28 protein-coding genes are annotated in these 26,033 nt (G+C 72.8%); 15 read left to right on the top strand and 13 right to left on the bottom strand.

What is annotated here, in order from left to right; genetic code table 11:
• Nucleotides 1–24 precede the first annotated feature (24 nt).
• The 3 genes from AC0HI0_RS11445 to AC0HI0_RS11435 form a co-directional block, all read right to left on the bottom strand.
• Nucleotides 25–1,101 carry a CU044_5270 family protein gene (locus AC0HI0_RS11445; RefSeq protein ID WP_480932284.1) on the bottom strand — a complete coding sequence of 359 codons (1,077 nt, stop codon included), beginning with the start codon at nucleotides 1,099–1,101 and terminating at the stop codon, nucleotides 25–27.
• On the bottom strand, nucleotides 1,094–1,783 hold the full coding sequence (locus tag AC0HI0_RS11440) for an RNA polymerase sigma factor (protein WP_480932283.1): 690 nt from the start codon (nucleotides 1,781–1,783) through the stop codon (nucleotides 1,094–1,096). The genes AC0HI0_RS11445 and AC0HI0_RS11440 overlap by 8 nt, the downstream gene beginning before the upstream one ends.
• A gap of 84 nt (nucleotides 1,784–1,867) precedes the next feature.
• Entirely contained in the window at nucleotides 1,868–2,872 is a 1,005-nt protein-coding gene (locus AC0HI0_RS11435) for an NADP-dependent oxidoreductase (protein WP_480932282.1), read from the bottom strand.
• Nucleotides 2,873–3,001: 129 nt separating this feature from the next.
• Here AC0HI0_RS11435 and AC0HI0_RS11430 point away from each other — a divergent pair, with 129 nt between their 5' ends.
• Nucleotides 3,002–3,892 (top strand): LysR family transcriptional regulator, encoded by an 891-nt coding sequence (locus AC0HI0_RS11430; protein WP_480932281.1) that lies wholly within the window; start codon nucleotides 3,002–3,004, stop codon nucleotides 3,890–3,892.
• Nucleotides 3,893–3,938: 46 nt separating this feature from the next.
• Here AC0HI0_RS11430 and AC0HI0_RS11425 read toward each other — a convergent pair whose 3' ends face one another.
• Nucleotides 3,939–4,529 carry a darcynin family protein gene (locus AC0HI0_RS11425; protein ID WP_480932280.1) on the bottom strand — a complete coding sequence of 197 codons (591 nt, stop codon included), beginning with the start codon at nucleotides 4,527–4,529 and terminating at the stop codon, nucleotides 3,939–3,941.
• Between the two features lie 191 nt (nucleotides 4,530–4,720).
• Between AC0HI0_RS11425 and AC0HI0_RS11420 the strand changes: the two genes are divergently transcribed.
• From AC0HI0_RS11420 to AC0HI0_RS11410, 3 genes are all read left to right on the top strand, one after another.
• The gene (locus tag AC0HI0_RS11420) at nucleotides 4,721–4,927 is read left to right on the top strand and encodes a hypothetical protein (RefSeq protein ID WP_480932279.1); all 207 of its coding nucleotides are present in this window, start codon (nucleotides 4,721–4,723) and stop codon (nucleotides 4,925–4,927) included.
• Complete coding sequence (locus tag AC0HI0_RS11415; RefSeq protein WP_480932278.1) at nucleotides 4,903–5,028, top strand: hypothetical protein; 126 nt, start codon at nucleotides 4,903–4,905, stop codon at nucleotides 5,026–5,028. Before AC0HI0_RS11420 ends, AC0HI0_RS11415 begins: the two co-directional genes overlap by 25 nt.
• 247 nt (nucleotides 5,029–5,275) lie before the next feature.
• Nucleotides 5,276–5,836, top strand: coding sequence for a YbhB/YbcL family Raf kinase inhibitor-like protein (locus tag AC0HI0_RS11410; protein ID WP_480932277.1), 561 nt, complete (start codon nucleotides 5,276–5,278; stop codon nucleotides 5,834–5,836).
• A 66-nt stretch (nucleotides 5,837–5,902) separates the two neighbouring features.
• Here the strand turns inward: AC0HI0_RS11410 and AC0HI0_RS11405 are convergent, their stop codons facing one another.
• On the bottom strand, nucleotides 5,903–6,964 hold the full coding sequence (locus AC0HI0_RS11405) for a hypothetical protein (RefSeq protein WP_480932276.1): 1,062 nt from the start codon (nucleotides 6,962–6,964) through the stop codon (nucleotides 5,903–5,905).
• Nucleotides 6,965–7,233: 269 nt separating this feature from the next.
• Nucleotides 7,234–7,959: a ferritin-like domain-containing protein gene (locus AC0HI0_RS11400; protein ID WP_480932275.1), complete on the bottom strand. Its 726-nt coding sequence runs from the start codon at nucleotides 7,957–7,959 to the stop codon at nucleotides 7,234–7,236.
• Between the two features lie 159 nt (nucleotides 7,960–8,118).
• On the opposite strand from AC0HI0_RS11400, the gene AC0HI0_RS11395 reads away from it, so the two are divergent.
• On the top strand, nucleotides 8,119–8,694 hold the full coding sequence (locus AC0HI0_RS11395) for a hypothetical protein (protein WP_480932274.1): 576 nt from the start codon (nucleotides 8,119–8,121) through the stop codon (nucleotides 8,692–8,694).
• 34 nt (nucleotides 8,695–8,728) lie between these two features.
• Here the strand turns inward: AC0HI0_RS11395 and AC0HI0_RS11390 are convergent, their stop codons facing one another.
• A complete protein-coding gene (locus AC0HI0_RS11390) occupies nucleotides 8,729–9,835 on the bottom strand; it encodes a S1 family peptidase (RefSeq protein ID WP_480932273.1) in 1,107 nt (368 codons plus the stop codon).
• Between the two features lie 487 nt (nucleotides 9,836–10,322).
• On the opposite strand from AC0HI0_RS11390, the gene rox reads away from it, so the two are divergent.
• Complete coding sequence (rox, locus tag AC0HI0_RS11385; protein WP_480932272.1) at nucleotides 10,323–11,747, top strand: rifampin monooxygenase; 1,425 nt, start codon at nucleotides 10,323–10,325, stop codon at nucleotides 11,745–11,747.
• A 44-nt stretch (nucleotides 11,748–11,791) separates the two neighbouring features.
• Here rox and AC0HI0_RS11380 read toward each other — a convergent pair whose 3' ends face one another.
• Together AC0HI0_RS11380 and AC0HI0_RS11375 are read right to left on the bottom strand one after the other, a co-directional pair.
• Nucleotides 11,792–12,760, bottom strand: a complete 969-nt coding sequence (locus AC0HI0_RS11380; RefSeq protein ID WP_480932271.1) for a hypothetical protein — start codon at nucleotides 12,758–12,760, stop codon at nucleotides 11,792–11,794.
• A gap of 55 nt (nucleotides 12,761–12,815) precedes the next feature.
• Nucleotides 12,816–14,279 (bottom strand): MFS transporter, encoded by a 1,464-nt coding sequence (locus tag AC0HI0_RS11375; RefSeq protein WP_480932270.1) that lies wholly within the window; start codon nucleotides 14,277–14,279, stop codon nucleotides 12,816–12,818.
• Between the two features lie 107 nt (nucleotides 14,280–14,386).
• Between AC0HI0_RS11375 and AC0HI0_RS11370 the strand changes: the two genes are divergently transcribed.
• The 6 genes from AC0HI0_RS11370 to AC0HI0_RS11345 all read left to right on the top strand — a co-directional run bounded on the left by AC0HI0_RS11370 (nucleotide 14,387) and on the right by AC0HI0_RS11345 (nucleotide 18,114).
• On the top strand, nucleotides 14,387–14,875 hold the full coding sequence (locus AC0HI0_RS11370) for a MarR family winged helix-turn-helix transcriptional regulator (RefSeq protein WP_480932269.1): 489 nt from the start codon (nucleotides 14,387–14,389) through the stop codon (nucleotides 14,873–14,875).
• 300 nt (nucleotides 14,876–15,175) lie between these two features.
• The gene (locus AC0HI0_RS11365) at nucleotides 15,176–15,508 is read left to right on the top strand and encodes a hypothetical protein (RefSeq protein ID WP_480932268.1); all 333 of its coding nucleotides are present in this window, start codon (nucleotides 15,176–15,178) and stop codon (nucleotides 15,506–15,508) included.
• Between the two features lie 36 nt (nucleotides 15,509–15,544).
• Nucleotides 15,545–16,291, top strand: coding sequence for a hypothetical protein (locus tag AC0HI0_RS11360; protein WP_480932267.1), 747 nt, complete (start codon nucleotides 15,545–15,547; stop codon nucleotides 16,289–16,291).
• 18 nt (nucleotides 16,292–16,309) lie between these two features.
• Nucleotides 16,310–16,624: a hypothetical protein gene (locus tag AC0HI0_RS11355; protein ID WP_480932266.1), complete on the top strand. Its 315-nt coding sequence runs from the start codon at nucleotides 16,310–16,312 to the stop codon at nucleotides 16,622–16,624.
• An 11-nt stretch (nucleotides 16,625–16,635) separates the two neighbouring features.
• Nucleotides 16,636–17,424 (top strand): hypothetical protein, encoded by a 789-nt coding sequence (locus AC0HI0_RS11350; RefSeq protein ID WP_480932265.1) that lies wholly within the window; start codon nucleotides 16,636–16,638, stop codon nucleotides 17,422–17,424.
• Between the two features lie 111 nt (nucleotides 17,425–17,535).
• A complete protein-coding gene (locus AC0HI0_RS11345; protein ID WP_480932264.1) occupies nucleotides 17,536–18,114 on the top strand; it encodes a hypothetical protein in 579 nt (192 codons plus the stop codon).
• Here AC0HI0_RS11345 and AC0HI0_RS11340 read toward each other — a convergent pair.
• Nucleotides 18,111–19,358, bottom strand: a complete 1,248-nt coding sequence (locus tag AC0HI0_RS11340) for an MFS transporter (protein ID WP_480932263.1) — start codon at nucleotides 19,356–19,358, stop codon at nucleotides 18,111–18,113. The genes AC0HI0_RS11345 and AC0HI0_RS11340 overlap by 4 nt on opposite strands.
• 51 nt (nucleotides 19,359–19,409) lie before the next feature.
• On the opposite strand from AC0HI0_RS11340, the gene AC0HI0_RS11335 reads away from it, so the two are divergent.
• Both AC0HI0_RS11335 and AC0HI0_RS11330 read left to right on the top strand, forming a co-directional pair.
• On the top strand, nucleotides 19,410–19,976 hold the full coding sequence (locus tag AC0HI0_RS11335) for a TetR/AcrR family transcriptional regulator (protein WP_480932262.1): 567 nt from the start codon (nucleotides 19,410–19,412) through the stop codon (nucleotides 19,974–19,976).
• A 178-nt stretch (nucleotides 19,977–20,154) separates the two neighbouring features.
• The gene (locus AC0HI0_RS11330) at nucleotides 20,155–20,970 is read left to right on the top strand and encodes a nitroreductase/quinone reductase family protein (protein WP_480932261.1); all 816 of its coding nucleotides are present in this window, start codon (nucleotides 20,155–20,157) and stop codon (nucleotides 20,968–20,970) included.
• A 498-nt stretch (nucleotides 20,971–21,468) separates the two neighbouring features.
• Here the strand turns inward: AC0HI0_RS11330 and AC0HI0_RS11325 are convergent, their stop codons facing one another.
• The 3 genes from AC0HI0_RS11325 to AC0HI0_RS11315 form a co-directional block, all read right to left on the bottom strand.
• The gene (locus tag AC0HI0_RS11325) at nucleotides 21,469–23,016 is read right to left on the bottom strand and encodes an eCIS core domain-containing protein (RefSeq protein ID WP_480932260.1); all 1,548 of its coding nucleotides are present in this window, start codon (nucleotides 23,014–23,016) and stop codon (nucleotides 21,469–21,471) included.
• An 831-nt stretch (nucleotides 23,017–23,847) separates the two neighbouring features.
• Nucleotides 23,848–24,333, bottom strand: a complete 486-nt coding sequence (locus AC0HI0_RS11320; protein WP_480932259.1) for a carboxymuconolactone decarboxylase family protein — start codon at nucleotides 24,331–24,333, stop codon at nucleotides 23,848–23,850.
• 54 nt (nucleotides 24,334–24,387) lie between these two features.
• Entirely contained in the window at nucleotides 24,388–24,870 is a 483-nt protein-coding gene (locus AC0HI0_RS11315) for a carboxymuconolactone decarboxylase family protein (protein WP_480932258.1), read from the bottom strand.
• Nucleotides 24,871–25,045: 175 nt separating this feature from the next.
• Here AC0HI0_RS11315 and AC0HI0_RS11310 point away from each other — a divergent pair, with 175 nt between their 5' ends.
• Complete coding sequence (locus AC0HI0_RS11310; protein WP_480932257.1) at nucleotides 25,046–25,981, top strand: RNA polymerase sigma-70 factor; 936 nt, start codon at nucleotides 25,046–25,048, stop codon at nucleotides 25,979–25,981.
• Nucleotides 25,982–26,033 lie beyond the last annotated feature (52 nt).

Genomic DNA, 26,033 nt, shown 5'->3' with positions numbered 1-26,033 from the left:
CCGCACACCTCCACCCGGACGGGCCTACGCGGCGGGTTGGACGCCGATGCCGTCGACCACCGCCGTGGTGATGGACGAGTAGCTGGTCACCGTGCCCTTGGGGATCCCGGCGAACAGCGAGTCCGAGACCTTCCGCTCCCCGATCACCTCGCCGGTGCCGGGGTCGAGGATGATCTCGTGGCGCTCACCCTCCTCGGAGATGCCCAGCGCCACCCCCCGGTGGCCGTCGAGGTCGACGGCGTGGTCGGTGACGTCCAGTCCGGGCAGGTAGGTCAGCGCGCGCAGCAGGTTCGCGCGAGCGGCGGCGGGCATCAGGCCGGTGCGCAGCGCGTCCGCCGCGTAGATCAGGGCGTGCTGGTCGCCGCCGCTGTCCGCGCTCAGCCGCTCGTACAACCGCTCGGGGTCGGTGGGCAGGCCGGCGAGGAACTGCGGCTTGGGGAACTGCCAGTTCCCGCGCTCGGGCATGCCCCCGGCGAACTCGCCGCCCTTGGCGCGCTGCTCCGGCCACGGACTGCCGTCGATCCCGGCCACCCCGGCCTCGCGGGCTTCGGCCTCGGTGCCCTTGACCCACTTGCGGTTGCCGGTCTCGCGGCGGCGCAGCAGCCACTCGCCGGCGGGGTCGGCGGGGATCCAGGTCTCCAGGAGGTGCTCGTTGAGGAAGGAGAAGCTCCGGCTCTGCGCGCCCACCGTCTTCACCCACCAGGCGTGGGTCGCCCGGTAGCGGTACTGGCCGTCGGCGAGCACCGGGTCCTCGGCCCGTGCCGCGAGGTCGGCGGCGCTGGTCAACGCCTCCCGCGCCTGGGCGGTCGCGCTGGTGGCGGAGAACAGCACCGTCTGCGCCACGACGACCCCGGCCGCGAGCAGCACGACCGCCGCCGCGGCGGCGACCCAGCGGCGCAACGGCCGTCGTCGCGGACCGTGCCCGGTCGCGACCAGGCTCAGCCTCGGTCCGGCCTGACCGTCGGCGGCGGCCATCAGGTTCTCCCGCACGGCGGTCAAGCCTCGCTGATCGGTCTTGATGTCGGTGTACAAGCCGGCCAGCGCGCGGTCGAGCTCGTCATCGGTCCACGTCTGCTCCACGGCCAAGTCCTCCTCACGCATCGTCGTCCTCCGTCCCACTGGTCACGACCGGGCTGCGTGACCGCAACCACCGGCGGACCCGGTGCAGGCGCGAGTAGACCGTGCCCACCGGGATGTCCAGGGCCTGCGCCACCTCGGTCGAGGTCAGCCGCCCCCACGAGGTCAGCAGCAGCACGTCCCGGTCGCCGGGTTCCAGCGCGGCCAGCGCGCCCGCCAGCTGCCGGACCTGTTGCTGCGCGGTGACCCGCTCGGTCGTGCGGACCTCGGGCGACTCGGTCTGCGCCCGGTCCGCCTCCGCCATCCGGGCCCTGGCCTGCCAGCCCCTGACCTCCTGCCGGACGTGCCGGCGGAGCAGGTTGCCGGCGATCCCGAACAGCCACGGCCGCACCCCGGCCCGCGTCGGGTCGTAGGTGTGCCGTTGTTGCAAGGCCACCAGGAACGTCTCCGAGACGAGGTCGTCGGCCACCTGGTCGCCGATCCGGCGGGCCAGGTAGCCGTGCAACGACTCGGCGTGCGCGTCGAAGAGGTGGCCGAACACGGTTCCCGGATCCGGGCCGGCCAGGTCCTGGCCCGGGGGATCCTGCCCTGAGGGATCCTGGCCCGGGGAGTTCGGCGCGGAGGGGTGCGGTGGATCGAGGCCGGGGACGTCCGGGGCGTCTTCGGCCGGCGGTGCCTGGTCGGGCTCCGCCGAGTTCGCGGTCATCCTTGTCACGCCTCTACTTGCCCGGGGGCCGCCGCGCCCTTCACGGGGGCGGTCGGCCCTCGGTCGGTCCGGGACGGGTGGGCGTCATTCCGGTGTGGCGCGGACGAGCATCTTGCCGGTGTTCTCGCCGCGCATCATGCCGAGGAACGCGTCCACGATGGTGCCGAACCCGTCGCTCACGGTCTCGTCCGCGGTGACCTCGCCGCTGCGCACGTGCGGGATGAGGAACCGCTCGAACTCCTCGCGGGCGTCGCCGTGGTCGCGGACCAGGAAGCCTTCCAGCCGCAGGCTCTTCCCGACGACGTCGAAGAGGTTGTGCGGCGCGGCGGGCGGGGCGTCCGGGTTGTCGTACTGGGCGACCGCGCCGCACCAGGCGATCCTCCCGTGGTCGCGCAGCACGTCGATGGCCGCCGCGAGGTGGTCGCCGCCGACGTTGTCGAAGTAGACGTCGATGCCCTGCGGTGCGGCTTTCGCGAGCGAGGTGGCGACCGGGCCGTCGTGGTAGTCGAAGGCGGCGTCGAAGCCGAGCCGGGTGGTGAGGTGGTCGACCTTGGCCGGCGAGCCCGCGCTGCCGACGATCCGGCCGGCGCGCAGCAGGCGCGCGATCTGCCCGACCGCGCTGCCGACGGCACCGGCGGCCGCCGACACGAACAGGTCTTCGCCGGGTTGCAGCCGGGCGATCCGGGTGAGGCCGACGTAGGCGCTGAGCCCGGTTCCGCCGAGGATGCCGAGGAAGGCGCTGAGCGGGACGCCGTCGACGGGGGTGATCACCCGCACGTCGGCTTCGGCGAGCAGGGCGTGCGTGGACCAGCCGTGCCGGTGGAAGACGGTGGTGCCGACGGGGAGGGCGGCCGCCTTCGACTCGATCACGCGTCCCAGGGTGCGGCCTTCGAGTCCGAGGCCGCGTTCCCAGCCGTCGGCGTCCATCAGTTCGCGCATGTACGGGTCGACGGACAGGTAGGTGTTCTCGACCAGGACCTGACCGTCGGCGGGGCCGGTCAGCGGTGTGGTGACGAACGCGAAGTCGTCGCGGTGCGCCTCGCCCCGGGGACGGCGGACCTGGCGGACGGCGGTGGCGGTGCGGGTCACGGGGATCTCCTTCGCGGGAACGGCCTGGTGGGCACGGTAGGCGGGAGGCCCGGCGGCGGGGCAGGTCGCCGCGTTGCTGGTCCACGCGTTTCCATGAATCCGGTTCATGCGGGCGGTTAGCCTGGGTGGGTGAGCGCCACCGATCTGAGCCCCGGCGAGTTGCGTCTGCTGCTCGCCGTCGAGCGCACCGGCAGCTTCACCGCTGCGGCCGCGGACCGGGGGCTGACCCAATCCGCGGTGTCCCACGCGGTGCGGGTGTGCGAGCGGAAGATCGGTGCCGTGCTGTTCGAGCGCGGTCGGTCCGGTGCGCGGGCGACCAAGGCGGGGCTGCGCGTGCTCGTGCACGCCCGCCAGATCCTGCGGCAGCTCGACGTGCTGGTGGCGGAGGCGCGTGGCGCGGCGACGGGGGCGTTGACCGGGCCGCTGCGCATCGCGGCCTTCCGCAGTGCCGCCGGGCACCTGTTGCCGCCGGCGCTCGATCGGCTGACGGCCGCGCACCCCGGGCTGAGTCCGAGGGTGTTGGTCGTGCCGGAGGTGGGCCGGGGCACCGCCGGCGAGGTGGCCGACGGCCGCGCGGATGTCGCGATCGCGACGCTCGCCGAGGAGTCGAGCCCGCCGGGCGGGCTGGTCGCGGGCGAACTGCTGCGGGAGCCGTACCTGCTGGTGCACCCGGCGGGGCACCGGGAGCCGCGTGGTTTCCCGTTGATCGACTGGGCGGAGAACTGCTCGTCTTACACGCGGACGTGGTGGGCGCGCCAGGACTGGCTGCCCGAGGCGACCCTCGACGTGGCCGACGACGGTGTGGTGCTGTCGATGGTGGCGCAGGGCATCGGCATGGCCATCCTGCCCAAGCTCAGCCTCATGGCCACCCCGCCGGGCGTCACGGTCACCGCGCTGGGTGACGGCGGGCCGACTCGCCGGATCGTGTACGTGGCCACCCACGCCACTGCACAGTCGCTGGCGGTCCGCCGGCTGGTCGCCGAACTGCGCGCCACGGCGAAGCCGCACGCGATGACCTGACCGGGTGCCGCCCTCGCCCGGGGCGGCACCCGGTCAGGTCGGGGTGTCAGGTGGCGATGGTGGCCGCCGGTGCCAGGTCGTAGGTGCGGGCGTAGCCGTTCTCGACACCTACGAGCAGGTCCACGACCTCGAAGTAGCGGTCCCAGAAGGGGTTTCGCGCAGCGCGTCGACCAGCGGGCGAGAGGTCCTGCGGGCCGAGCACCGGGACGCTGTCGACGCCAGTCCACGAGCGGTCCAGCAGCAGTCCGGCGGCCGTGGCGGCGACGGCGACCATCGGGGCCGTGCGGTCCGGGGCGGCGGTGTCGGTGAAGACGCCGTGCTCGCGGATCGAGTCGGCCTCTTCCGGGGGGTTCTCGTAGAACGACGGGTTGGCCAGGGTGCGGTAGGCGGCGATGAGGTCGTCCACGGCGAAGGTCGCGGTGACCAGCCCGGTGTGGGCGGCCTGCGGGGTGCCTCGGCCGAGTGCGGAGACGCCGGCGACGTGGGCGGCGAACGCCCGCGCGGCGGGGCGGGTGAAGCCGCGACCTGCCTCGTCGGGTGTGCGCGAGCCGTCCGGCGGCACGAGCCAGAACACGGCGTCGGCCCCGGCGAAGGCGTGATCGACGGTCGCGGGGTCGCCGTGCGAGCCGGTGACCACCTCGACCCGTTCGCGCGGCGGCGCACCTTCACCGTCCAGACCTCGGACCTGGTAGGCGCGGCGATGGTGCCGGGCGTGCTCGCGTCGACCAGGCGGTCGGTCGGCACCGGGCGTTTCGCTGCGGGTGCCGACCGAGGAGTGGGAGGCGGGTCCGGCGCTGCGCGAGGGGCCGGACCGACCTGGAGGTCGGGGTGATCGACCACGTCTACCCGGAGACCCGGGTCGAGGAGCTGGTCATGCTGCGGATGGCGGTCGGCGTGCGGGCCGGGCACCTGGCGGCGATGGCGTTGGCCGCGCTCGGGGACGTGGTCTGCCTGGTGCCGACCGCGTTGCCGGGCGAGCCTGCGTCGCCGCGGCGTGGGCGTTGGGGCTGGTGGACATCCCGCTGCCGCCGTTGATGACCGGCATGGCCTGGCACCCGCGCCACACCGCCGACGGGGCCGACCGGTGGCTGCGCGACACCGTGCGTCGGGTGCTGCGTCCGGGCCGGGACGAATAGCCGCGTCGACGCCGGCCGGAAAGTCCGGAGGCTCGCCGCGGCTGGTGTTCGGGGGTCACGATCACGGCCAACGTGGTGCGGCGCGAAAATCGACCAGGCACAACACCGGGTGGCGGGAAATGCGGTGTTGGCCGCCGGAATCCGGAATGCCTACGCTGGTTCCACCGCACGCCGCACATCTTCACCACGGACGGACCAAAGGAACCACCAGTATCCTCGGGAGCCTCCAGTGAGAAGCACGCGAATTGTGCTCTGCGCCTTGCTCATGACCGGTGCCGGCGTGGTGCCCGCCGCGGCGTCGCCGGTGTCGGCCGATCGGAACGCGTTCGCCTTGTCGAGCGCCGCCTTCGCCAACGGCGGCACGATCCCCAAGGTGCACGAGTGCACCAGCGGCGGCGGCAACGACCCCGCCAAGAAGAACGAGTCCCCGCCGCTGGCCTGGTCGGGCGCTCCGGCGGCGGCCAAGAGCTACGCGATCGTCATGCGCGACCTCGACAACGCCAACCTCATCCACTGGGTCATCTACGACATCCCGGTGGCCGCGAAGTCGTTGCCCCAGAACGTCCAGCACGTCTACCAGCCGGCCGTCCCGGCGGGATCCCGGCAGGTGTACTACAAGGGGAGCGCGAGCCTGTACGGCTACCAGGGCCCGTGCTCGCCCTCGACGGTGAACACCTACGAGTTCGTCGTGCACGCGCTGAACCAGGCGTCGCTGACCAGCCTGAACTCCAGTTCCTCGACCCAGACCGCGGCCAGGGCGATCACCGCGGCCTCGATCGGCTCGGCGAGGATCACCGGCGAGTCGTGACCCCGACCGTGCGCGCCGCCCCGTCGTCGGGCCGGGCGGCGCGCACGCGGGGCCGGGCGGTTCGGGTCAGTGCGAGGTCCGGCCAGGCCACAGCAGGGCGTGGTAGTCGTTGGGGTCTGTGGTGTGCGAGCAGCCGACGATGGTGCCCCGGTCGTTGATCCCGATGGCCGCGCCGCCGACGTGGCCGGCCGGAACCGGCAGTGCGGTGATGGCGGCGTCGGCTCCCCAGCGCGCTGCTTGCGGGTCGGTTCCCGGGGCGCCGTAGGCGGCTCCGACCACCGTGCCGTCGTTGCCGATCCGGTAGACGAAGGCGCCGTTGCCGCCGGGGAACGGCGGCAGGATCGTGAAGCGGCCGTCCGGGTCCAGCCGGGCCGGGCTGAGCGGCGTGTAGGACTGGGTGACGATCGCGCCCCGGTCGTTGATCCCGATGCCGACGAGTTCCGCGAACGGGGGCCGGGTGCCCAGGTCGGTGATGGTGCCGTCGGCGGCCCACCGCACGACGTGGTTGTTGTTGCGGCTGTCCTTCGCGGAACCGACCGCGATGCCGTGGTCGTTGATCGCGCCGGCGAAGCTGCCCAGGCCGCCGGGCAGGCCGGGCAACGCGGTGGCGCTGCCGTCGCGGTCCCAGCGGACCGCCTGCTTGGGCTGGTCACCGGTCCACACCACGCCGACGGCGGTGCCGCGACGGTTGATCCCCGTCGCGTTGCCGTGGTCGCGGCCGAGCCTGTCCAGCGCGGTGACGCCGCCGTCCGGGGCCCAGCGGACCGGCACGGTGTTCCGGTCGGGCGGGGCGGCGTCGCCCACGGCCACGCCCCGCGCGTCGACGCCGGCGGGGCGGGCGATCGTGGTGCCGGGCAGGACGCCGAGCGCGGTGACCGCGCCGTCGCGGGTCCAGCGCACCGGGGTGATGTGCTCGAAGCCGTCGGGTGAGGAGTACCCGAGGATCACGCCGGTGTCGTCGACGACGGTGGCGCAGTCGGCTTTGTCGTGGGGCAGGGCGGGCAGCGGGACGAACCGGGGCGCGGCCCCGGCTTGTGCGGTGCCGAGGACGGCCAGCGCGGCGGCCAGTGGAACGGCCGCCGCCAAGCGGAGGACGGGTAATCGCCTGGAGGTGGTGCGGGTGCCCATGGGGTTCCTTCCGGGAGCGGGCGGGGTCACGTCGGAAGCGCGGTCGCGGCGCACGCGGACGCCGGCGGCCAGGCTCGCGGACCGGTCGCGCGGACCACTGCCAACCTCCCAGGGCGGCGGGCCCGGTGGTACCCGCCGTCGGACGCGCGTCGGTCGGCGGGTGGCCGTCCGACCGGGTGTGCCCGACGCCGCCGAACGACCCCCGGCCGGCTCAGGCCGGTCGGGGTGTCGCGCCGGGCGGCACGGGAGAGCGCCCGGCCAAGCCGTGATCACCGCCGGGAGGTGGTCTCGTCGCGGGCGGCGGGCAGCAGGTCGTCGTGCGGGTCGCGGGTCGACCTGACGGCGGCCTTGAACTGCCGCATCACCTCGACGGCGAACCCGCGCCGGGTCGTCCCGAGCGCGCGCAACGCGGGGCCGTGGTCCCAGCACACCGCCGTCAGCGCGCCGAGCAGCAGCAGCCACCAGACGCCGTGCACGGCCCGGGGCAGTTCGCCGCGCAACCGCAGGCAGTGGAACGGGACGTGGCGGCGTTCGTCGGCCAGGATGCGATCGGCGACCTCGGCCACGAGCGGGTCGCGTGACCCGTCGCGCAACGTCCGGTAGTAGCCCAGCGCCACGACCTCGGCGATCAGCAGCACCATCAGCTCCAGCCGCAGCCCCAACGCCCGGCGCAGGCGCACGAACACCGCGTCGCTCCAGTGGCTGTCGAGCGTCGTGGCACCGGCCGAACCCAGCAGGAGCGCCAACCCGCGGGCGTGGTTCTGCTCCTCGGCGACGAACATCCGCACCGCCGCCGCGTAGACCGGGTCTCCGGCGCGGGACGCCTTGGCGATCAGGTTCGCGCCGTCCCCCGCTTCCCCCACTTGGAAGCGCCGCACACTGGCGACCACCGCCGCCGGCATCACGGCACCGCGCGCGAAGTCCGGGTCGCCGGTCGTCCGACGCCGGTCCGCCTCGTTCTCGAAGTCCCGCACCCACTCGGTGAACGCGGTCACGTCCGCTTGTCTGGTCACGTTGGAGGGACGGGCGGCGCGGAGGTGGCGTTGCCGGGTGTCCGTGAAGATCGAGTGGAGCTTCCGGGGAGGAATCCGCCGCGCGGGGCCGCACCCGGATGGCCGCTTCGCGGGCGGCGGCGACCGGGGGACACTGCTGCGATGTCGGCCGCTTCCGAGGTGATCGGGCTCGTGACGGGCGTCCTGGGCCTGCTCGTGGGCGTGGTGTCGCTGTACCTGCAAGTCCGGTCCGAGGCGCGGTCCGGCAACCGGGGCGCGGTGCCGCCCGACCCGCCTGCCCGACCCGCCGGCGGGCAGCCGCCGCTCGCGGTGCCCCGGTACGCGCCGCCGGCTTCCCCGCCGCCCGTGTCCGGCGGGTTCCCGTCGGTGTGGGTGATGGCCCTCTACGGCGCGCTCGGCGGGGCGAACTACGTCCTGGTCGCACTGTCCCTTCTGGACAGTCCGGTGCGGCAGGTGGTGTCGGGGGTCGTCGCCCTGGGCGGCGGCACCGCGATGCTGTTCTACGTGCGGCACCGGTTCCGGGAGTGGACCCGGCCGCTCGGCTTCGCGTTCGGGGTGCTGGGCGGCGCGCCGCTGCTGGCGCTGCCGTTCGCCTCGGACCCGCCGGCGACGCCGGTCGCGCAGCAGTTGGCGGTCTGCGCGGTGGTGGTCGGGGTCACCGTGCTCGTGGTGGTGGTCGACAAGTACCGCGAGGGGCGTGGGCGGCAACGGTCGTGAGACCGCCGCGTGCCGCCCACGCCCCTGCTCCGCCTTACGGGTTCAGGGTCACGCTGTACGCGGACAGCGCCTCGCCGACCGGCTGGAAGTACGAGGTGCCACCGCTCTTGCCGGACGTGATGCCCAGGCCGACGCTCCCGGAGAACAGGCAACCGCCGGAGTCACCGGGGTTGACCAGGGCGTTGGTCTGGATCAGCTCGTGCACCGAGCCCTCGGAGTAGTTCACCGTGACGTTGAGCCGCTGCACCGAACCCGAGGTGAGCCGCGTGGTGCTGCCGCTCTTCTGGATCCGCTGCCCGACGGTCGCCGGCGCGTGCGAACTGATCTTCTGGCTGGAGCCGTTGTAGAGGCTGACCGCGCCCGGGGCGCTGCCGGAGGTGTTCCGGATCAGGCCGTAGTCGTTGGTCGGGAAGCTCGCGCCCTGCGACGGCCCGACGTTCCACTGGGACACCGCACGGGTGCAGTGCCCGGCGTCGACGATGTAGTTCTGGCCGCCCTTGTTGGTGTTGAAGCCGACCGAGCAGCGGGTGCCGCCGCCGGTGATGGCCTCGCCGTTGAGGATGGCCAGGTGCATCTCGCCGGCGACCCGCTCGACCCGCACGCGGTCGCCGAGCCGGTCGGCGGCGCGCAGCAGCCCGGCGAGGTCGCCGCCGGTCGCGGCGTCGGACACGCTGAGCACGACCTGGTTGGTCTTCGGGTCCAGCCCGATCGAGGTGTGCGTCACCGCGGGCACCGACTCCAGCGTGCTCTGGGCCGACGCCAGCGCCTGCGTGGAGTGGCGGACCAGCTTGGCCTCGGCCCCGGACGCGCGGACCTGGTCGGCGGCGGCCGTGTCGAGCACGTTCACCACCGGCTTGCCGTGGGCGTCCAGGTAGGTGCCCGCGACGCGGGCACCGAGCCTGCCGCTGATCTGGTCCAGGGTGCGCACGCTGACGTCCTGCGTGCGCAGGATCTCGGCCGCCTCGGCGGGCGGGATCCCGTCCCTCGTGGTCATGTCGGCGATCGCGGACTGCGCGACCTCGGTCGCGTAGCCCTCGACACCGGCCGCCGGGGCCGCCGTGACACCGGCGGTCAGGGCGCCGGCGACCAGGGCGATGGCGGACCGGGCGACGAGACGCCGCCCCTTGACGATCTTGCGCATACCGGCAACTCACTTTCACAGGGAAGCGCGGGGGGACCGCGCCGATCAGTGGGTTGTGCCGGGACCTTCGCGTGGGCCCGGCACCGGACAATTCCGGCGCATCCCAGACTGTTCCCCGCGCACCCCACCCCGGTACCGCCTTTAGTCGCAAAGACCGCGACCGAGTGCCGGGGAACTGTTAAAATGTAAAGTTTCGCGGCCGTCTTGAATGGGCATGGCGCGGTCGACGCGAATTAACCGCGAATAACGCTCGGTTCCGCGTGCTGGTCGGACCGGGGATCGGCGGGGAGCCGGCGGCCATTCGACGGGCACCCGGGCGGCCGGTGCCGAAGGCGTCCGGAGAGCGCAGGCCACCCGGCGGACGGTGGCGCTCTCCTCCCACTTCAACGTATAGCGCACCCCGGGTCTTGCGGCAAGACCCCGGTGGTGCCGCAGACTCTCCCGCCGGACCGGGGAAATCGCCGGATCGCGGAAAAATGGGGGTTTCATGATTGACGTGATCGTGGCCGGCGGCGGACCGACCGGTTTGCTGCTGGCCGGCGAGTTGCGGCTGCGGGGCGTGCACGTGGTCGTGCTGGAGCGGGACGCGGAGCCGACCCGGGTCGTGCGCGCCCTGGGCCTGCACGCCCGCAGCATCGAGGTGATGGACCAGCGCGGTCTGCTGGAGCGGTTCCTCGCGGTGGGCACGCGGCACCCGCTCGGGGGTTTCTTCGCCGGGATCGGCAAGCCCGCGCCGGAGGGGCTGGACACCGCGCACCCGTACGTGCTGGGCATCCCGCAGCCCGCCATCGACCGCCTGCTGGCCGAGCGCGCCGTGGAACTCGGCGCGGAGATCCGGCGCGGTCGCGAACTGGTCGGGTTCGACCAGGACGAGGACGGGGTGGGCGTCGACCTGGCCGACGGCACGCGCCTGCGCGCCCGGTTCCTGGTCGGGTGCGACGGCGGCCGCAGCACGGTGCGCAAGCTTCTCGGCGTCGGCTTCCCCGGCGAGCCGTCGAGGGTCGACACGCTGCTGGGCGAGATGGAGATGTCCACCCCGCACGACGAGCTGGTCGCGGTGATGACCGAGGTCCGCAAGACCCAGCTGCGGTTCGGCGCGATGCCGCTGGGCGACGGGCGGTACCGGGTGGGCGTGCCCGCCGAGGGGGTCGCCGAGGACCGCCGGCTGCCGCCGACCTTCGACGAGGTGAAGCGGCAGCTGCGGGCGGTCGCGGGCACCGATTTCGGGGTGCACTCGCCGCGCTGGCTCTCGCGCTTCGGCGACGCCACGCGGCAGGCCGAGCGCTACCGGGTCGGGCGGGTGCTGCTGGCCGGCGACGCGGCGCACGTCCACCCGCCGACCGGCGGGCAGGGGTTGAACCTGGGCGTCCAGGACGCGTTCAACCTGGGCTGGAAGCTGGCCGCCGAGGTGCGCGGCGGGGCACCGGAGGGGCTGCTGGACAGCTACCAGGCCGAACGGCACCCGGTGGCCGCCCGGGTGTTGGACAACACCCGCGCGCAGATGCACCTGATGTCCACCGAACCCGGACCGCGGGCGGTGCGCCGGCTGGTGGCGCGGCTGATGGACTTCGAGGAGGTGAACCGCTTCCTGACCGCGCAGGTGATCGCGGTCGACGTCCGCTACGACTTCGGCGGTGGCCACGACCTGCTCGGCCGGCGGCTGCGGGACGTGGCGCTCAAGCGGGGCCGGCTCTACGGGCTGATGCACGAGGGCCGGGGGCTGCTGCTCGACCAGACCGGGCGGCTGTCCGCCGACGGGTGGGCCGACCGGGTCGACCACGTCGTGGACGTCAGCGAGGAACTCGCCGTGCCCGCCGTGCTGCTGCGGCCGGACGGCCACGTGGCGTGGGTCGGTGACGACCAGGACGACCTGCGCGCCCACCTGCCCCGGTGGTTCGGCGCGGCCGGGTGAACGCGCGCCGGCCCGGCGGTCGGTCCGCCGGGCCGGCGGCGCGGTCAGGCGCCCTGGTGGGCGTCGAGTTCGGCCCGCCGCCGGTCGAGTTCGGCGAGGACCTGGTCGACGGTGTCGCGGTGCTGTCGCAGCCGCACGACGGTGTGGTCGAACGCGGCGCGCAGCTGGTCGAGGTTGGCGGCGTCGACCTCCACGTGGTCGTCGTGGACCCGGTTGCGCTGCCCGACGACGAGCCGGCGGTCCACCCGGGGCAGTTCGTGGGTCATCCGTTCGAGCCACTGGGCCAGGTCGCGCTGGCTGTCGCCGAGGCGCTCGGTCCAGGACAGCCGGCGGCGGGCCTCGCGGTCCGGGTCGCGCCGGTCCCAGGCCGCGCTGACCATGGTGGTGATGCCCTGGGCGAGGGCGCGGCAGGCGACCTCCAGGCGGGGCAGGACCTCCAGGCCCACCGCCGAGATCTGCTCGGAGACGTCGGCGTCGGGGTCGAAGCCGACCCACGCCCCGTCCGCGACGTGCTCGCCGGCGATGTCGTAGGTGGTGGCCATCAGGTGGGCGATGGCCGCCCGGACCGCTTCCACGTCCCCCGGGTCGAGTTCGGCGGAGGTGAGGCGGTGCGGTGAGGACTCGACCGGGACGGGTGCCGGCCGGTGCCGTTCGGACCCCGGCCAGGCGCGGTCGCCGCCCTTGCGCCGGTAGTGCTGCTGCATGGCCTGCTTGGAGCGCTCGCCGTACGCGGTGCCCAGCTGTTCCCAGGTCCACCCCCGGTCCATGATCGCCTCGATCAGCGCGACCTCGGCCCGGTCCAGGTCGTCGCGGACGGTGGGGACCAGGCGCAGCGCGGCGGCGGCGGTCTCCGGCGGCTGCGGTTCGCCGGGGGGCGGCGCGAGACCGGGCGGGGTGGCGGAGCCGGCCGCGAACAGCAGTTCGTCGACGAAGCGGCTGCGCCGCCGGCCGTCGAAGTAGCGGGACACCAGTTCCCGGGTCGGGTCGGGCTCGGTGCGGTGATCATCGGCCATGGCGTCAACGTATCGGTTGACGGCTGATCGCGTCAACCGATACGTTGACGTCGACTCACACGGCGGCGTGCGGGACGTCGGCGGCACCGTGCTGCGCGTCCTCGGGCCGCCCCTTCTTCGGCAGCAGGAACGTGATGGCGAGGAACGCGACCAGCAGGCACGTCTGGACGACCAGGGCGTGCTGGAACCCGCCGGTGAAGTCGCCGGTCTCGGCCCGGGCGAAGAACACCGAGCCGAACACCGCCACGCCGACCGAGCCGCCGATGGACTGCACCGCCGACAGCACGCCCGAGGCCGAGCCGATCTCGTCGTCGTCCACGGCGGCGAGGATGAAGCTGAACAGGGCGGCGATGACCATGCCCGCGCCGACCCCGGCGACGGTCACGCCCGGCACGACGTCCCAGACCGAGAACCCGGCGGCGTCCAGGCCGTCGAGCTCGAACCAGAGCAGGGCCCCGCCGGCGAGCTGCACCAGCGGCCCGACCTGGAGCACCTTGCGGCCGATCCGGTCGGCGAGCACGGCACCGCTGACCGCTCCCCCGATCGCGGTGCCGACGGCGAGCGGCAGGTTGCCCAGCCCGGCCTCGCCCGCCGTGAACGCCCGGCCGATCTGGAGGTAGAGGGTCAGCACGAGCTGCGTGCCGACCAGGCCCGCGAAGAACAGCGCGATGCCGCCGAGCCCGACGGTGAAGGCGGGCTTGCGCAGCAGGGCCGGGGTCACCAGCGGCTGGCCGCCGGTCGCCGTGACGTGGCGCTGCCGCAGCGCGAACAGGGCGAACCCGACGGCCGACCCGGCCAGGGACAGCCACGTCCACAGCGGCCAACCGGCTTCCTGGCCCTGGTTGAGCGGCAGCACCAGCAGCGCGCAGGACGCCGCGACGAGCGCCGCGCCGACCAGGTCGACCCGCACGGCGCGGTCCCCGGACTTCCTCGGCACGACCCTGGCCGCGATCACCATGGCCGCGATTCCGACGGGCAGGTTGACCAGGAACACCGACCGCCACCCCAACCCGAACAGGTCCGCCTCGATCAGGCCGCCGCCCAGGACCGGCCCGACGATGCCGCCCAGGCCGAGCACCGGGCCGAAGATCCCGAAGACCTTGGTGAGTTCGCCGCCGGAGAAGTTCTCCCGCAGCAGGCCCAGGCCCTGCGGCAGCAGCATCGCCCCGGCGGTGCCCTGGAGCAGCCGGAAGACGATCAGCGACGTGATGTCCGGCGCGAGCGCGCACAGCAGCGAACCGGCGGTGAAGGCGGCCAGGCCGAACAGGAACACCCGGCGTCGCCCGTAGCGGTCGCCGAGCCGTCCGCCCAGCACCAGCCCGGCGCCCAGGGTCAGGGCGTAGCCGCCGATCACCCACTGCAGCCCGACCGGTCCGGCGCCCAGGGACTCCTCCAGCGCCGGACCGGCGACGTTGACGATCGAGGCGTCCAGCAGGTCCATGATCTCCGCGACGAGCACCACCGCCAGGATCAGCCACCTCCACCGGTGGGGCCCGGTGGTCAGGGCGGGGTCGCTCATCTCGATACCTCCATCGTGAAGTAATTCCACCATGAAGGTAAAGTGGTGGCGGTAGGTTGTCAAAACGCGCGGTCGGCGCGGCGGAAGAGGGAAGGTGACGGCTCCGCATGGAGGAACCGGTGCTCGACGGCGTCGCCGCGCGACGGGAACGGCTGATGGAGGAACTGCGGGTCTACGGCGGCCACTACACCGAACTCGGCCGCCGCTTCGCCGCCTGGCTGGGCCTGCACTCCACCGACGCCGCCGCCCTCCTGGAGATCGCCGCCGCCGAGGAGCGCGGCGCGCCGCTCTCGCCGGCCCGGCTCAGCGAGCGCATCCCGCTGTCCACGGGCGCGACCACCGCCCTGCTCAACCGGCTCGAAGCCGCCGGGCACATCACCCGCACCCGGGAGCACGCCGACCGGCGGATCGTCACCCTGCACAGCGGCGCGCACATCCAGCAGCGGGCGGACGAGTTCTTCGGCCCGCTCGCCCGCCGGCTGGACGCCACCATGGCGCACTACCCGGCGGAGTTCCTGGAGCGGTTCGAGTCGTTCGTGGCCGACCTGAACACCACCATGGACGCCCACCTGGCCGAGCGCGACACCGACGCCTGACCGCGTTCACCACGAATTCACACAGCGGTCGCAGGGCACCTCCGGCGCACGTCGCACGGTGAATTCCAATGCGAATGTCATGCGGTTCCCGGTGACCGCCCGTGCGCAATCCGGCCAGGTATTCCGCACTCTTCGGGCGCGATCGGGTGATCGACGACCCGATGTGCTGGAAATACCCATTCGGGCAGCGGGCGGGCGCTATGTTCCTGCGTGGCCGTCACGCCGGACCGAGCGGAGTCCTCCATGACCAGCGCCCGTGACAACCGCAACCGACTCACCACGGCGCTCACCTGCGCGGCCATGGCCGAGGTGCTGCTGGCCACCGCGCTGCTCGTCTGGTGGACCGGCCGAATAGCCGCTGACCAGGCGGTACTCGACCGTTCGGGCGCGACGCCGTTCGTCGCGTCGGCGATGGCGGTCCTGCTCGGGGCGATGGTCGCCGCGGTGCGCGGCGCGCGGCTGCCGCGCGGCTCGCGGGCCGGCGTGGTGTTGTTGCTCGCGGTGGTGTTCGCCGCGCTCGGCGTCGTCGCGCTGATTCAGGTGCAGAGCGCGCCGGGTATCGGTTTCCTGCTGATCGCGGCGTGGTTGCTGGTCATCCCACTCGGAATTCAGATCAGGCGCGCCGGTTCCTGACCGACCGGGGGCGCGCCGGAGGAAAAGGCGGACAGGGTGAGCGACGACTTAATGGGCCGACTCGCGCGAATACAGGAGTACGCGACCACCGTGCGGGAACTGCTCGACGGCGCCCAGGCGCACGCGCCCGCGCGGGCCGAGGGTTCGGACGGCTCCGGCACGGTGCACGTCGTGCTCGGCCCGGACGGCCTGCCCGCGTCGTTCCGGGTGGACACCGGCTGGGACCGGCGGATCACGCCCTCCGCGTTCGGCGGCGCGGTCGTGGAGGCGTTCCAGACCGCCGTGGCCGACCGGATGGAGGCGTGGACGAAGTCGCTCGCCGCGGACGGGTGGCAGCGGCGCGCCGACCGGGTCGACGCCGGGCGGCCCGACGCCGCGAACGCGCCGGGACGGATCCCGCCCGCGCTCCGCGCGCCCGTCGGGAACACCGGAAACGTCGCGTCGCGCCCGCTGGGCGAGGTCGTGGAGGACGTCCTCAAGGCGTTCGACACCGCGGAGGCGTTCGCGACCCCGCCGGCGCCGAGCGGCGCGAGCGGGGCGGACCGCAGCGGGAAGCTGACCGTGACGCTGTCGGCCACCGGCCTGACCTCCTGCGCCGCCGACGAGCGCTGGGTGGCCTCGCAGAGCGCCGCGAGCCTGATGACCGCGCTCGGCGAAGCGCTCGCCGCCGCCAGGCGCAAGCTCGCCGTCCCCCCGGCCAACCCCGAACCCGGCCGTCCGCTGGACCGGTTGTTCGCCGAGGCCATGGCCTACCTGTCCGACCCGCGCAAGCTCGCCGACTGAACCGGGAAGGAGGCGGGCATGGCCCCGCCGAACACTGAGCAGGTCAAAGCCGCCACCGACGCCCTGCGCGGCGAGGCGGGGGTGTGGGACGAGCAGGCGGCCCGGATGGGCGGGCTCGTGCCCATGGTCGACGCGCTGCGCCTCGACCGCGTCGAGGCCGGGCTGTTCCAGGTCGTCTTCGACACCTACCACCAGGTGATGGACCAGGTCGTCGAGCGGTCGCGGGAGGGGGCGCGCGCGATGACCGACATCGGCGCCACGCTGCGCTCGGTCGCGACCACCTACGACGACGAGGAAGCCGCCGGGGTGCACCGGATGAACGACATCTACTAGGAGGGCCCGTCGTGGGTTTCAGCGAGGCGCAGTTCGCCGAGACGGTCAAGAAGATCAACGAGGGGATGGCGGGACTCTCGGCCAGGATCGGCGAGGTGCCCGGGGCGGCGAGCGCCGCCGTCGACCACTGGTACATCCCCGGCTTCGTCAAGGACGCCATCCTGTGGTGCGCCCGGAAGATCACCGAGCTGGCGCAGTGGATCTGGGACAAGATCACCGACGTGCTCAAGGGCGTCGCCGCGCCGGTGTCGTTCTTCGCCTACGCCTTCGACTGGCAGGACATCCGGGGCGTGGCCAACGGCGTGACCGGTCAGCTCAAACCGGAGGCGATGCCGGCCGCGACGTCGTGGGCGGGACCGGCGGCCACCGCGTACAAGGGCGTGATCAAGCCGCAGGGCGACGCCGCCGGGAAGATCGGCACGATCGCCGACAAGACCGCGACCGCGTTGCAGGTGTGCGCCGGGGTCGGGTTGACCTTCTACGTCGCGATCGCGGTGATCGTGGTGAAGTTCATCGCCGCGATGGTCACGGCCATCGCGGCGTTCGGCTCGGCGGTGTTCTCGTGGGCGGGCGCGGCGCTGGTGGTCGAGGAGGCGGGCGTGAACAGCGGGCTGATCTGGGCGGCGGTCGGCGCGTTGACCGCCGCGCTGGGCACCCAGGCGCAGCAGCTGATCGGGCTGCACGGCGAGGCGGTCGACAACAGCTGCTTCCCCGGTGGCCGGTGGCCGAACCCGACCACCGGGTCCTTCGCCGACGGCTCGGTGACCGACGGCGACGCGAAGTGGTCGCTGGACCGCTGACCCCGTGCGGGACCGTCCACCCGGGACTGTCGTGGGGCGGACGTAGGGTCGCGGCATGACGTGCGGCAGTCGGGAGCCCGGGACGCGGACGACCTCCGTGGCGGTGGTCGGGTGATCCTGCGGACCCGGCCGCCGCGACCGGTCGACGTGCTGTGGGCGTACCTGCGCGCCGGGTCGTTGGCGGCCCTGCCGGACCTGGTCGACGTCGCCAAGCTCGACTACGGCCACGTCGACTCGTCGGTGGCCGACCGGTCCGGCTCACCGGACGGTTTCGAGCTGTTCTGCCTGGACGAGGAGTGGGGGCCGGGCGGCCTGGAGTTCAAGCTCTACTTCGAGCGCGGCGTGTTCTACAACGACGCGATCCGGGCGTACGGGCCGGACCTCGACCTGGTCGGGTTCCTGGCGGGCGCGGACCCCGGCCGGGCCGAGGTGTACGTGTACCGCGACCTGGGCGAGGGCGCGATCCTGTTCGACGCCGGACCGGTGGTCCGGTTCGAGGGGACCGGCGAGCGGTTCCGGCTCGCCGGCGTCCAGGGCCGGTACGCGCCCGGCCGCGAGGAGATGGCCTCGGCGGACCGGCGGTCGGTGTCGACGCTGCTCGAACCGCTCGGCGCGGTCGCCGACGCCGGCCTGCCCCGGATGGCGGACCTCCGCGCGGCGGCGGCGCGGTTCACGGGTGCGCCGGGCTAACGCGTCACCGGTTCGGGGGGCGTGGTGCGCAGGCGGGCGATCAGCACGGCGGGCACCAGGACGGCGGCGGCGACCAGGAACGCCACCACGTAGGCGGTGTCGGTCGGGGCTCCGGTGGCCGGGACGGTGAACGCGGCCAGGGCGAACGCGGCCAGCTGTCCCCCGATCGCGCCGCCGATGGTGCGGGCGACGGCGTTGACGCTGTTCGCCGCGCCCGAGTGCTCGGCCGGGCAGGCTTCGTTGACCAGGCGCGGCAGTGCCGCCATCGCCAGGCCGTAGCCGACGCTGCTGATCAGGTACACCGCGCCGACCTGCACCAGGCCGCCGTGCGCGAACGCGAGCAGTGCCGCGCCCCCGGCGGCCAGCGCCAAGCCGACGACGAACGGGACGCGCGTGCCGAACGCGCGGCCGATCCGGACCACCGACCAGCTCGCCGGGATGGTGATCACCGTGCCGGGCAGCAGCATCAGCGCCGCGCCGGTGACGGACGCGCCGAAGCTGTGATCGGCCAGCCGGGGCAGCAGGGCGTAGAGCATGAACTGGTTGACGCCCAACAGGAACGCGCCGAGGTGCGCGACGGCCAGCGGCCGGTGGGTGAGCAGCGCGCGGCCGCTGCCGGCGGTCGGGCGCGGCCCGGGGCGGCGCGCGGGGACGGACGTCGCGGTCGCCACCAGGGCCGCCGCCACGACCACCGCGCCGACGACGAACAGCCACCGCCACGAGGCGTGGTCGGACAGCAGACCGCCGAGCAGCAGCCCGACCCCGGCGGTGCCGGTGAACAGGCTGGCGAGCAGGGCGACGCCGAACGGCACGCGGTCGGGCGGCACGGCTTCGCGCACCACGGCCAGCGACAGCGGCAGCAGCGCGAGGCTGACGCCCTGCACCGCGCGGCACGCGATGAGCGTGCCGATGTCGGGTGCGACGATCGCGCCGAGCGTGCCCGCCAGGTGCAGGGCCAGCGCCCACAGCAGCACCCGCTTGCGGCCGTACCGGTCGGCCAGCCGCCCGGCGGGCGGGGTGAGCAGGGCGCCGGCCAGCAGCGGCGCGGACAGCACCGCCCACGACGCCGCGGCTGGTCCGGTGTCGAGGTCGCGCTGCACCGCGCCGATCGCCGGGACGAGCATCGTCTGCATCAGCCCGTAGGACAGCACGGCCAACGAGACCGCGGTCAGCACGGCCGTCGGGGGCCGCTGCACCGTCACGTCCATGAACTCCCCTCCCGAGTTTGCGAACGCCGTTCGCAAAACCCGACGCTACACTTTTGCGAACCCTGTTCGCAAAGAGGAGGACGTCACGTGCCAGGCGACCCGCCGCGCCCACCCGGTCGCCCCCGCGTGCTCAGCCGCGCCGGCATCGTCGAGGCCGCCCGGCGGGTCGCCGACCGCGAGGGCCTGGCCGAGCTGACGGTGCGCCGCGTCGCCCGCGAACTCGGCGCGGGCCCGGCGTCGCTGTACCGCCACATCACCGACCGCGACGAACTGCTGGGCCTGCTCGCGGGCGACCTCGCCGCGGGCTACCCGCTGGTCGACGCGCCCGACCTGGCCCCGGTCGACCAGGTGGTGGCGCAGTGGCAGTCGATGCGCGGCTACCTCACCGAGCACCCCTGGGGGCCGCACGTCATCGCGGGCGGCGAATACGCGCTGGACGACGCCCGCCCCATCGCCGAGCACTGCGTGGCCCAACTGCGCGCGGCCGGTCTGTCCGACGTGGACGCGCTGCGCGCCTACCGGACGTTGTGGCACCTGCTGCTGGGACTCCTGCTCAACGCCCACCCGTTCGGCCACCTGCACGGCCACGCGCCCGAGGACGCGGACTTCGGCTGGGCGGTCCGGTCCTTGATCGCCGGCGCCCGCCGCAGGTGATCACCCGGTCTGCTACCGTTGCGCCCGTGACTGCCGGGTCGGCCTTGGGCCACTACCGAGACGGGCACCCGGCTCAGGTTTGAGCACGGGGCGGGCCAGGGGCCCGCCGTTTTCTCCGGACACCGCGCCGAAGCCGCGGACGACGTTCGTTCCAGTCGATCCGGAGGAGGGAAAACCTGTGGCAGTGGATTTCAACAAGCAGATCATCGAGGAGTTCCGGGCGAACCGGGGCAAGGTCGGCGGGTGGTTCGAGAACGCCCGGCTGATCCTGCTGACCACGACCGGGGCCCGCAGCGGCCGCCCGCACACGATCCCGCTCGGCTACCTGCCCGACGGCGACCGGATCCTGGTGATCGGGTCGGCCGGCGGCTCCGACAAGCACCCCGCCTGGTACCACAACCTGCTCGCCGACCCGGTCGCGACGGTCGAGGACGGGGTGTTCACCTACCAGGCCAAGGCCGCCGTGCTGGCGGGCGAGGAGCGCGACCGGCTGTTCGCGCGAGCGGTCGAGTCCGACCCCGGCTGGGGCGAGTACCAGGCCAAGACGCGGCGGGTGATCCCCGTGGTGGCGTTGCAGCAGACCGTTCCCGGGCCACCGGACGTGAAATCGCTCGGCGAAGGGCTGCGCGTCGTGCACGACGCGTTCCGCCGTGAGCTGGCGACCATCCGCGCCGAGGTCGCGGCGGCCGGTCCCCGGCTGGGCGCGCAGCTGCGGGTCAACTGCCTGACCTTCTGCCAGGGCCTGGAGTTCCACCACCGGGTCGAGGACAGCGGGATGTTCCCGGCGCTCGGCGGGCGGTACCCGGAGATCGCGGCCGTGCTCGACCGGCTGCGCGAGCAGCACGAGCGGGTCTCGGTGCTGCTCGCGCAGCTGCGGGAGGTCGTCGGCGGTGACGGTGACGGCCTGCTGGAGCGGGTCGACGGGCTGATCGCCGAGCTGGAGGAGCACCTCGCCTACGAGGAGGAACAGCTGATCCCGCTGCTGGACTCCTGATCGTTGCGGGAGGACGCGGGCCGTCGCAGACGGTGGCGAGGACGCCCGCCGGGCGTCCTCGGCCGCGCCGAGGTCGGTGCCGCAGGCGCAGGTCGTGGTGACACCGACGGTGCGCGTCAGCTCGTGCCGGTAGCGCGCCACCAGCTGCGCCGCTCGCGAGCCACCGCCGCGACTCCGACAACACCAACGATTCCGGCAGCCGCTGGTTGTTCCCCGGCACGCGAGCAAGTCAACCGCTCCACGTCCGAACGCTGCTGCCGCTCATTCGCCAACTCGGCATTCCCGCCCAGGCAATCCGGGTGGCAGCCCTACGCCAACTCGTCCTCCAGACACCGGCACCTGGAAGACCTACGCCCCAGGCGATCACAGCCGGTGAACCCAACCAGGAATACCGAACACTCGAACAACGAAGCCTGCCAGTCCCGACCCCCGGAACCCGGGAGGCCGTGGGCGGGCTGGTGTTCCGCAGCCTGCGCCGGTTCGTGACCGACGGCGCCCTCATCGCCCTGGTGCGGTAGGCGCGGTCTCCCTCTTGGTGCCGGAATCTTCCTCGTCACTGTCCGAGTCCGAGTTGTACCCGTCGACGCCGTGCGCGGTCATGCCCGTGGTGCCCGGGTTGCGCAGGCGGCTGGTGTAGGTGGCGCCGATCTTGGCATCCTTGATCCGTTCGTAGAACTGTACGGCCAGCTCTTGGTAGTTGTCGACCGTGACGTCGTTGAACTCGACAACCCTGACGTTGTAGTACCGGCGCGTGCTGAACTTCCCCGGACGAACTTTGTCGGAGCCCCCCGGATACAGGTGGACGTAGCAGGTGATGCAGGGCCGCTTGGTCCCGGCGATGAAGTCCGGCACCTTCCGGACGAGCTTGACGAGTCGGCGCTCGGCATGCAGGCCCTTGTCGGGGTGCTTGTCGATCTGCGTCTTCTCGACTCTCTGCGGAAGTCGGACATCGACGTCCAGTGCCTGGACCACCTTCTCGTAACGCTTGATCATCCCCTCGTCGTTCTCCCCGCCGTCGAGAAGCCGGTGCTCGGCCTTGTCGCCGTGTCGGTGGGACCGGAAGTCCTTGGGACGCTCCGACGTCGACGCGGCCGGTGCCCTCCGGGCGGCGCGGTTGGCCGTGATCATCGTCCGCAGCATGGCCTTGGTGTCGCCGTGGAACTGGTGCTTCAGGTCGTTCAGGGCGTTGTTGGACTCGATCGTGTTGGCCGCCAGGTAGAGCCTGTACTTCCCTGCGTTGAACACGTCCTTGTCGATCGCCGACTGGACCTCCACCGGCCCGGGGTCGTGTTCCCGGTTCGGCTGCAGACCCCTGTTGTGCTGTTCGGCGAGTGTTTCCAAGTGCTTCTTGGCCACAGTGGAGATCCACCGCAGCGCCTGTTCCTCCCTTCGTCCGTCGAAGCCGACCGGGGCGATCGCCGACGACCCGTCTTCAGCCGTCCGGGCCGCCGTGAAGTCGGGCTGTGCGCCCATGCGCTCCGAGCCCGTGTCGAGCTGCCAGCCGTCGGCGGCGAACAACTTCCTGAGCACGGCGAGGAACCTGTCACGGTTCTCCCGCAACCCGGTCCTCGGTCCCTTCTGCTCCGTCTTCGCCTTCTTCCTCGGAGGCCCGGTGCGCTGAACGACGGCACCGGAGTGCGCCCCACCGGAACGTGACCCGACGGCGCGGCTCACCGGCAGCGGCGCGTTCATCACCCGCGTCGCCGTCTGCTCCGCGTGCCGCTCGAAGCGGTCGGACGGGTCGCCTACCCGCAGCCCGTCGCCGTGGTCGGTACCGTCCACCGGTCCCCGACGCTGCTGCACGACGTGCGTCAACTCGTGCGCCAAGGTGTGGTCGTCGCCCCCTCCGTCGCCGATGACCACGTGGTTGCCCGAGGTGTAGGCGGCCGCGCCGATCCCGGCGGCGGAACGCCGGGCCGCGGTGTCGGTGTGCAGGCGCACGTCGGAGAAGTCCGCGCCGAGCCGGGCTTCCATCTCGGTACGCTTGTCGTCGTCGAGGGGACGGCCCGGTGATCGCAGAACATCGGGCACGGCCGAGCGCTGCACCGGCCCGTTGTCCTCGCGCAGGTCGGTGCTGTCGCGCCGCCGGGCTTCGACGAGGCGGACCACGGCGGCGTTGCCGACGATGCGTTGCAGGTGCAGGATCGCCTGCGGGGTCTGCGGCATGGCCGGACGGAACGGCATCGCCGCAGCGGCGGCGGTCCGGATGGGCGTCCGCCCCGGTTGTGATCGGGACGTGCCGGCCGGTTCCCGGTCGCGTGCGTGCATGAGCCCTCAATTCCCGATGGCAGGGTGGACGTGACAACCGCGTCTGACGCTGCCGGCCGAGACCACGTGGCAGGAAGAGCGGCAAGGGCACGGGTAAGGGCACGGTTCATTCCCTCCCCGTGAACCGTGGGCAAGCGGTGCGATCGATCGACGCCACCCGGAACACTCCACATGATCACCAGCGCGACGACCGCACCCTGGCCAGCCGATTCCGGCGTCAGCGCGGCGCCCTCGACGCCAGGGCAGCGATCAGCGGTCACGACCGCCACGGCAGGTTCCGGGCCTACTCCGGCCGTACCCCCTCCAGGCACCGGCACCCGTCATCGCCGACGCGCTCGGCTTCCACAACAAGCACGTCACCCGAGTCCGGACCGACGCAGGCGGCACCTGGAAGACCTACGCCCCCGGCGATCACGGCCGGTGAACCCCAACCAGGAATACCGAACACTCGATCAATGAAGCCTGCCAGTCCCGAACCCCTGGTCGTGCGCCCGTCGGACAGGCGGCAAGAACAGTGCGAGGTTCATAGCGCCTCCTTGAGTCCGCCGGTGAAGGCCGGCCCGGGGCGCGGATGGCCCCAGGCCGGATGGTGGCCGGTCTGCCGCGAGGTCAGTCGGCCATGTCGGCGAACTGGCCGGGCTGGTAGGAGCCGCCGGGGTTGCGCACGATCACGTTGAGCCGGTTGTTGGCGTTGATCATGGCGATCAGGGAGACCAGGGCGGCGATCTGGTCGTCGTCGTAGTGCTTGCGCACCTGGTTCCAGGTCTCGTCCGACACCGGGTGGCGGGTGTCGGCGATGCGGGTGCCCTCCTCGGTGAGGGCCAGTGCCGCACGTTCGGCGTCGGTGAAGACCGCGGACTCGTACCAGGCCGCGACCAGGTGCAGGCGGTCGGCGCTCTCGCCGGCGGCGGTGGCGTCCTTGGCGTGGTAGTCGACGCAGAAGCCGCAGCCGTTGATCTGGCTGGCGCGCAGCATCACCAGGTTCTGGGTGGCCTGCGGGAGCGGGGAGTCGACGATCGCCAGGGCGACGTTGTAGATCCGCTTGGCGATCTTGGCGCCGAGGGTGTTGTCCAGCAGGCTGAAACGGGCTTCCATGGTTCGTGTCCTTACTCGGGGGAGGGAGATTCCGCGCGGAGGGTCGATCGGGCGCTATCCGAGGCCGCCGGGCGCGTAGTCGCCGCCGGGCTGCCGAACGATCACGCTCATGCGGTTGGTCGCGTTGATCAGGGCGATGAGCACCACCAGATCGCGCAGCTGGTCTTCGTCGTAGTGCTTGGCGGCGTCCGTCCAGGCCTCGTCGCTGACGCCGCCTGCGGCGTAGGCGATGTGGGTGCCCTCCTCGGTGAGCGCCAGCGCCGCGCGCTCGGCGTCGGTGAACGTCGTGGATTCGCGCCAGGTGGCGACCAGGTTGATGCGGGTGGTGCTCTCACCGGCGGCCGCGGCGTTCTTGGTCCAAACGTCGGTGGCGTAGGCGTCGCCGTTGATCTGGCTGGCGCGCAGCAGCACCAGCTTCTGGGTCGAGCCCGGCAGGGCCGACTCGGTGAGGATCGTCTTGCTCGCCGCGCCGAACTGGGCAGCGGCCTTGGCCGCGGTCGCCTCCGGGTTGCCGAACAGGTTCAAACGGGCCGTCATCGTGTGTGCTCCTTGCGTGTCGTCGGTGCGGTGAATCGACCAGGAGGTGCCGGCGACCCGAGCAGCGTGACAGCGCAGCCGCGTGACCCATGTCACTGTCGACGGGTGTCACGCAGCCTGCGCGGTCGGCACCTGGTGTGCGGCAATGGGAAGATCCAGCACGGATGGAGCCGGGATGAGCGAGCGCAGTGACCGAGCCGCGGAAACGGAGCCGCAGGCCGAGGGCGGACGTGCCGATCAGGCCACCGCGTCGTTCATCGCCCACCGGAACCTGTTGTTCACCGTCGCCTACGAGATGCTCGGCTCGGCCGCCGATGCCGAGGACGTCCTGCAGGAGACCTGGCTGCAGTGGGTGAAGATCGACCAGGACGCCGTGCAGGACCCGCGTGCGTACCTGGTCCGGGTCACCACCCGCCAGGCGCTGATGCGGCTACGTGCGCTGCGTCGGCGTAAGGAGGCCTACGTCGGCCCCTGGCTGCCCGAGCCGTTGCTGACGGCGCCGGACGTCGCCGAGGACGTGGAGTTGGCCGAGGGCGTGTCGATGGCAATGCTGCTGGTGATGGAGACCCTCACACCGACCGAGCGCGCGGTGTTCGTGCTGCGGGAGGTGTTCGGCCTGGATTATGACGAGATCGCCGCGGCCGTCGACAAGACTTCTGTCACGGTTCGGCAGATCGCGCACCGGGCCCGGAACCACGTCGCGGCGCGGCGCCCGCGCGAGGCGGTGTCCCAGGCCCAGAACCGCGCGGCGCTGCACGCCTTCCGACGAGCGGTCGACACCGGGGACCTGCAGAGTCTGCTCGACCAACTCGCCCCGGACGTGGTCTTCCTGAGCGACGGCGGCGGGGTCGTCCAGGCCGCGCTGGAGCCGATCGTGGGCGTCGAGGCGGTCGCCGCCTTGCTGACGGTGGGGCTGGGCCGGCTCGCGGGCGTCGCGTCGGTGGAATCGGCGCAGATCAACGGGCACCCGGCACTGATCATGCGGATCGGCGAGCAGGTCGAGGGCGTCCTGGCGGTGCGGACCGAGGACGGCCTGATCACCGGGCTGTACTTCGTTCGCAACCCCGAGAAGTTGTCGCGCCTTGAGCAGGAGACTGCTCTGCACCGCTGAACGTGTTCCCTCCGGCCGACTCCGGATCCTAGGACCACGGGGGTTCCTCCGG

This window comes from Saccharothrix sp. NBAS 001 (assembly GCF_056640475.1).
This window is presented reverse-complemented; position numbering and strand designations above follow the sequence as displayed.

Coding starts and splice junctions, on each gene's coding strand:
- AC0HI0_RS11370 (WP_480932269.1), top strand. CDS start 14,387: ATGGAGGAACCGGTGCTCGACGGCGTCGCCGCGCGACGGGAACGGCTG.
- AC0HI0_RS11310 (WP_480932257.1), top strand. CDS start 25,046: ATGAGCGAGCGCAGTGACCGAGCCGCGGAAACGGAGCCGCAGGCCGAG.
- AC0HI0_RS11445 (WP_480932284.1), bottom strand. CDS start 1,101: ATGCGTGAGGAGGACTTGGCCGTGGAGCAGACGTGGACCGATGACGAG.
- AC0HI0_RS11395 (WP_480932274.1), top strand. CDS start 8,119: ATGTCGGCCGCTTCCGAGGTGATCGGGCTCGTGACGGGCGTCCTGGGC.
- rox (WP_480932272.1), top strand. CDS start 10,323: ATGATTGACGTGATCGTGGCCGGCGGCGGACCGACCGGTTTGCTGCTG.
- AC0HI0_RS11390 (WP_480932273.1), bottom strand. CDS start 9,835: ATGCGCAAGATCGTCAAGGGGCGGCGTCTCGTCGCCCGGTCCGCCATC.
- AC0HI0_RS11355 (WP_480932266.1), top strand. CDS start 16,310: ATGGCCCCGCCGAACACTGAGCAGGTCAAAGCCGCCACCGACGCCCTG.
- AC0HI0_RS11375 (WP_480932270.1), bottom strand. CDS start 14,279: ATGAGCGACCCCGCCCTGACCACCGGGCCCCACCGGTGGAGGTGGCTG.
- AC0HI0_RS11320 (WP_480932259.1), bottom strand. CDS start 24,333: ATGGAAGCCCGTTTCAGCCTGCTGGACAACACCCTCGGCGCCAAGATC.
- AC0HI0_RS11405 (WP_480932276.1), bottom strand. CDS start 6,964: ATGGGCACCCGCACCACCTCCAGGCGATTACCCGTCCTCCGCTTGGCG.
- AC0HI0_RS11380 (WP_480932271.1), bottom strand. CDS start 12,760: ATGGCCGATGATCACCGCACCGAGCCCGACCCGACCCGGGAACTGGTG.
- AC0HI0_RS11440 (WP_480932283.1), bottom strand. CDS start 1,783: ATGACCGCGAACTCGGCGGAGCCCGACCAGGCACCGCCGGCCGAAGAC.
- AC0HI0_RS11365 (WP_480932268.1), top strand. CDS start 15,176: ATGGCCGAGGTGCTGCTGGCCACCGCGCTGCTCGTCTGGTGGACCGGC.
- AC0HI0_RS11315 (WP_480932258.1), bottom strand. CDS start 24,870: ATGACGGCCCGTTTGAACCTGTTCGGCAACCCGGAGGCGACCGCGGCC.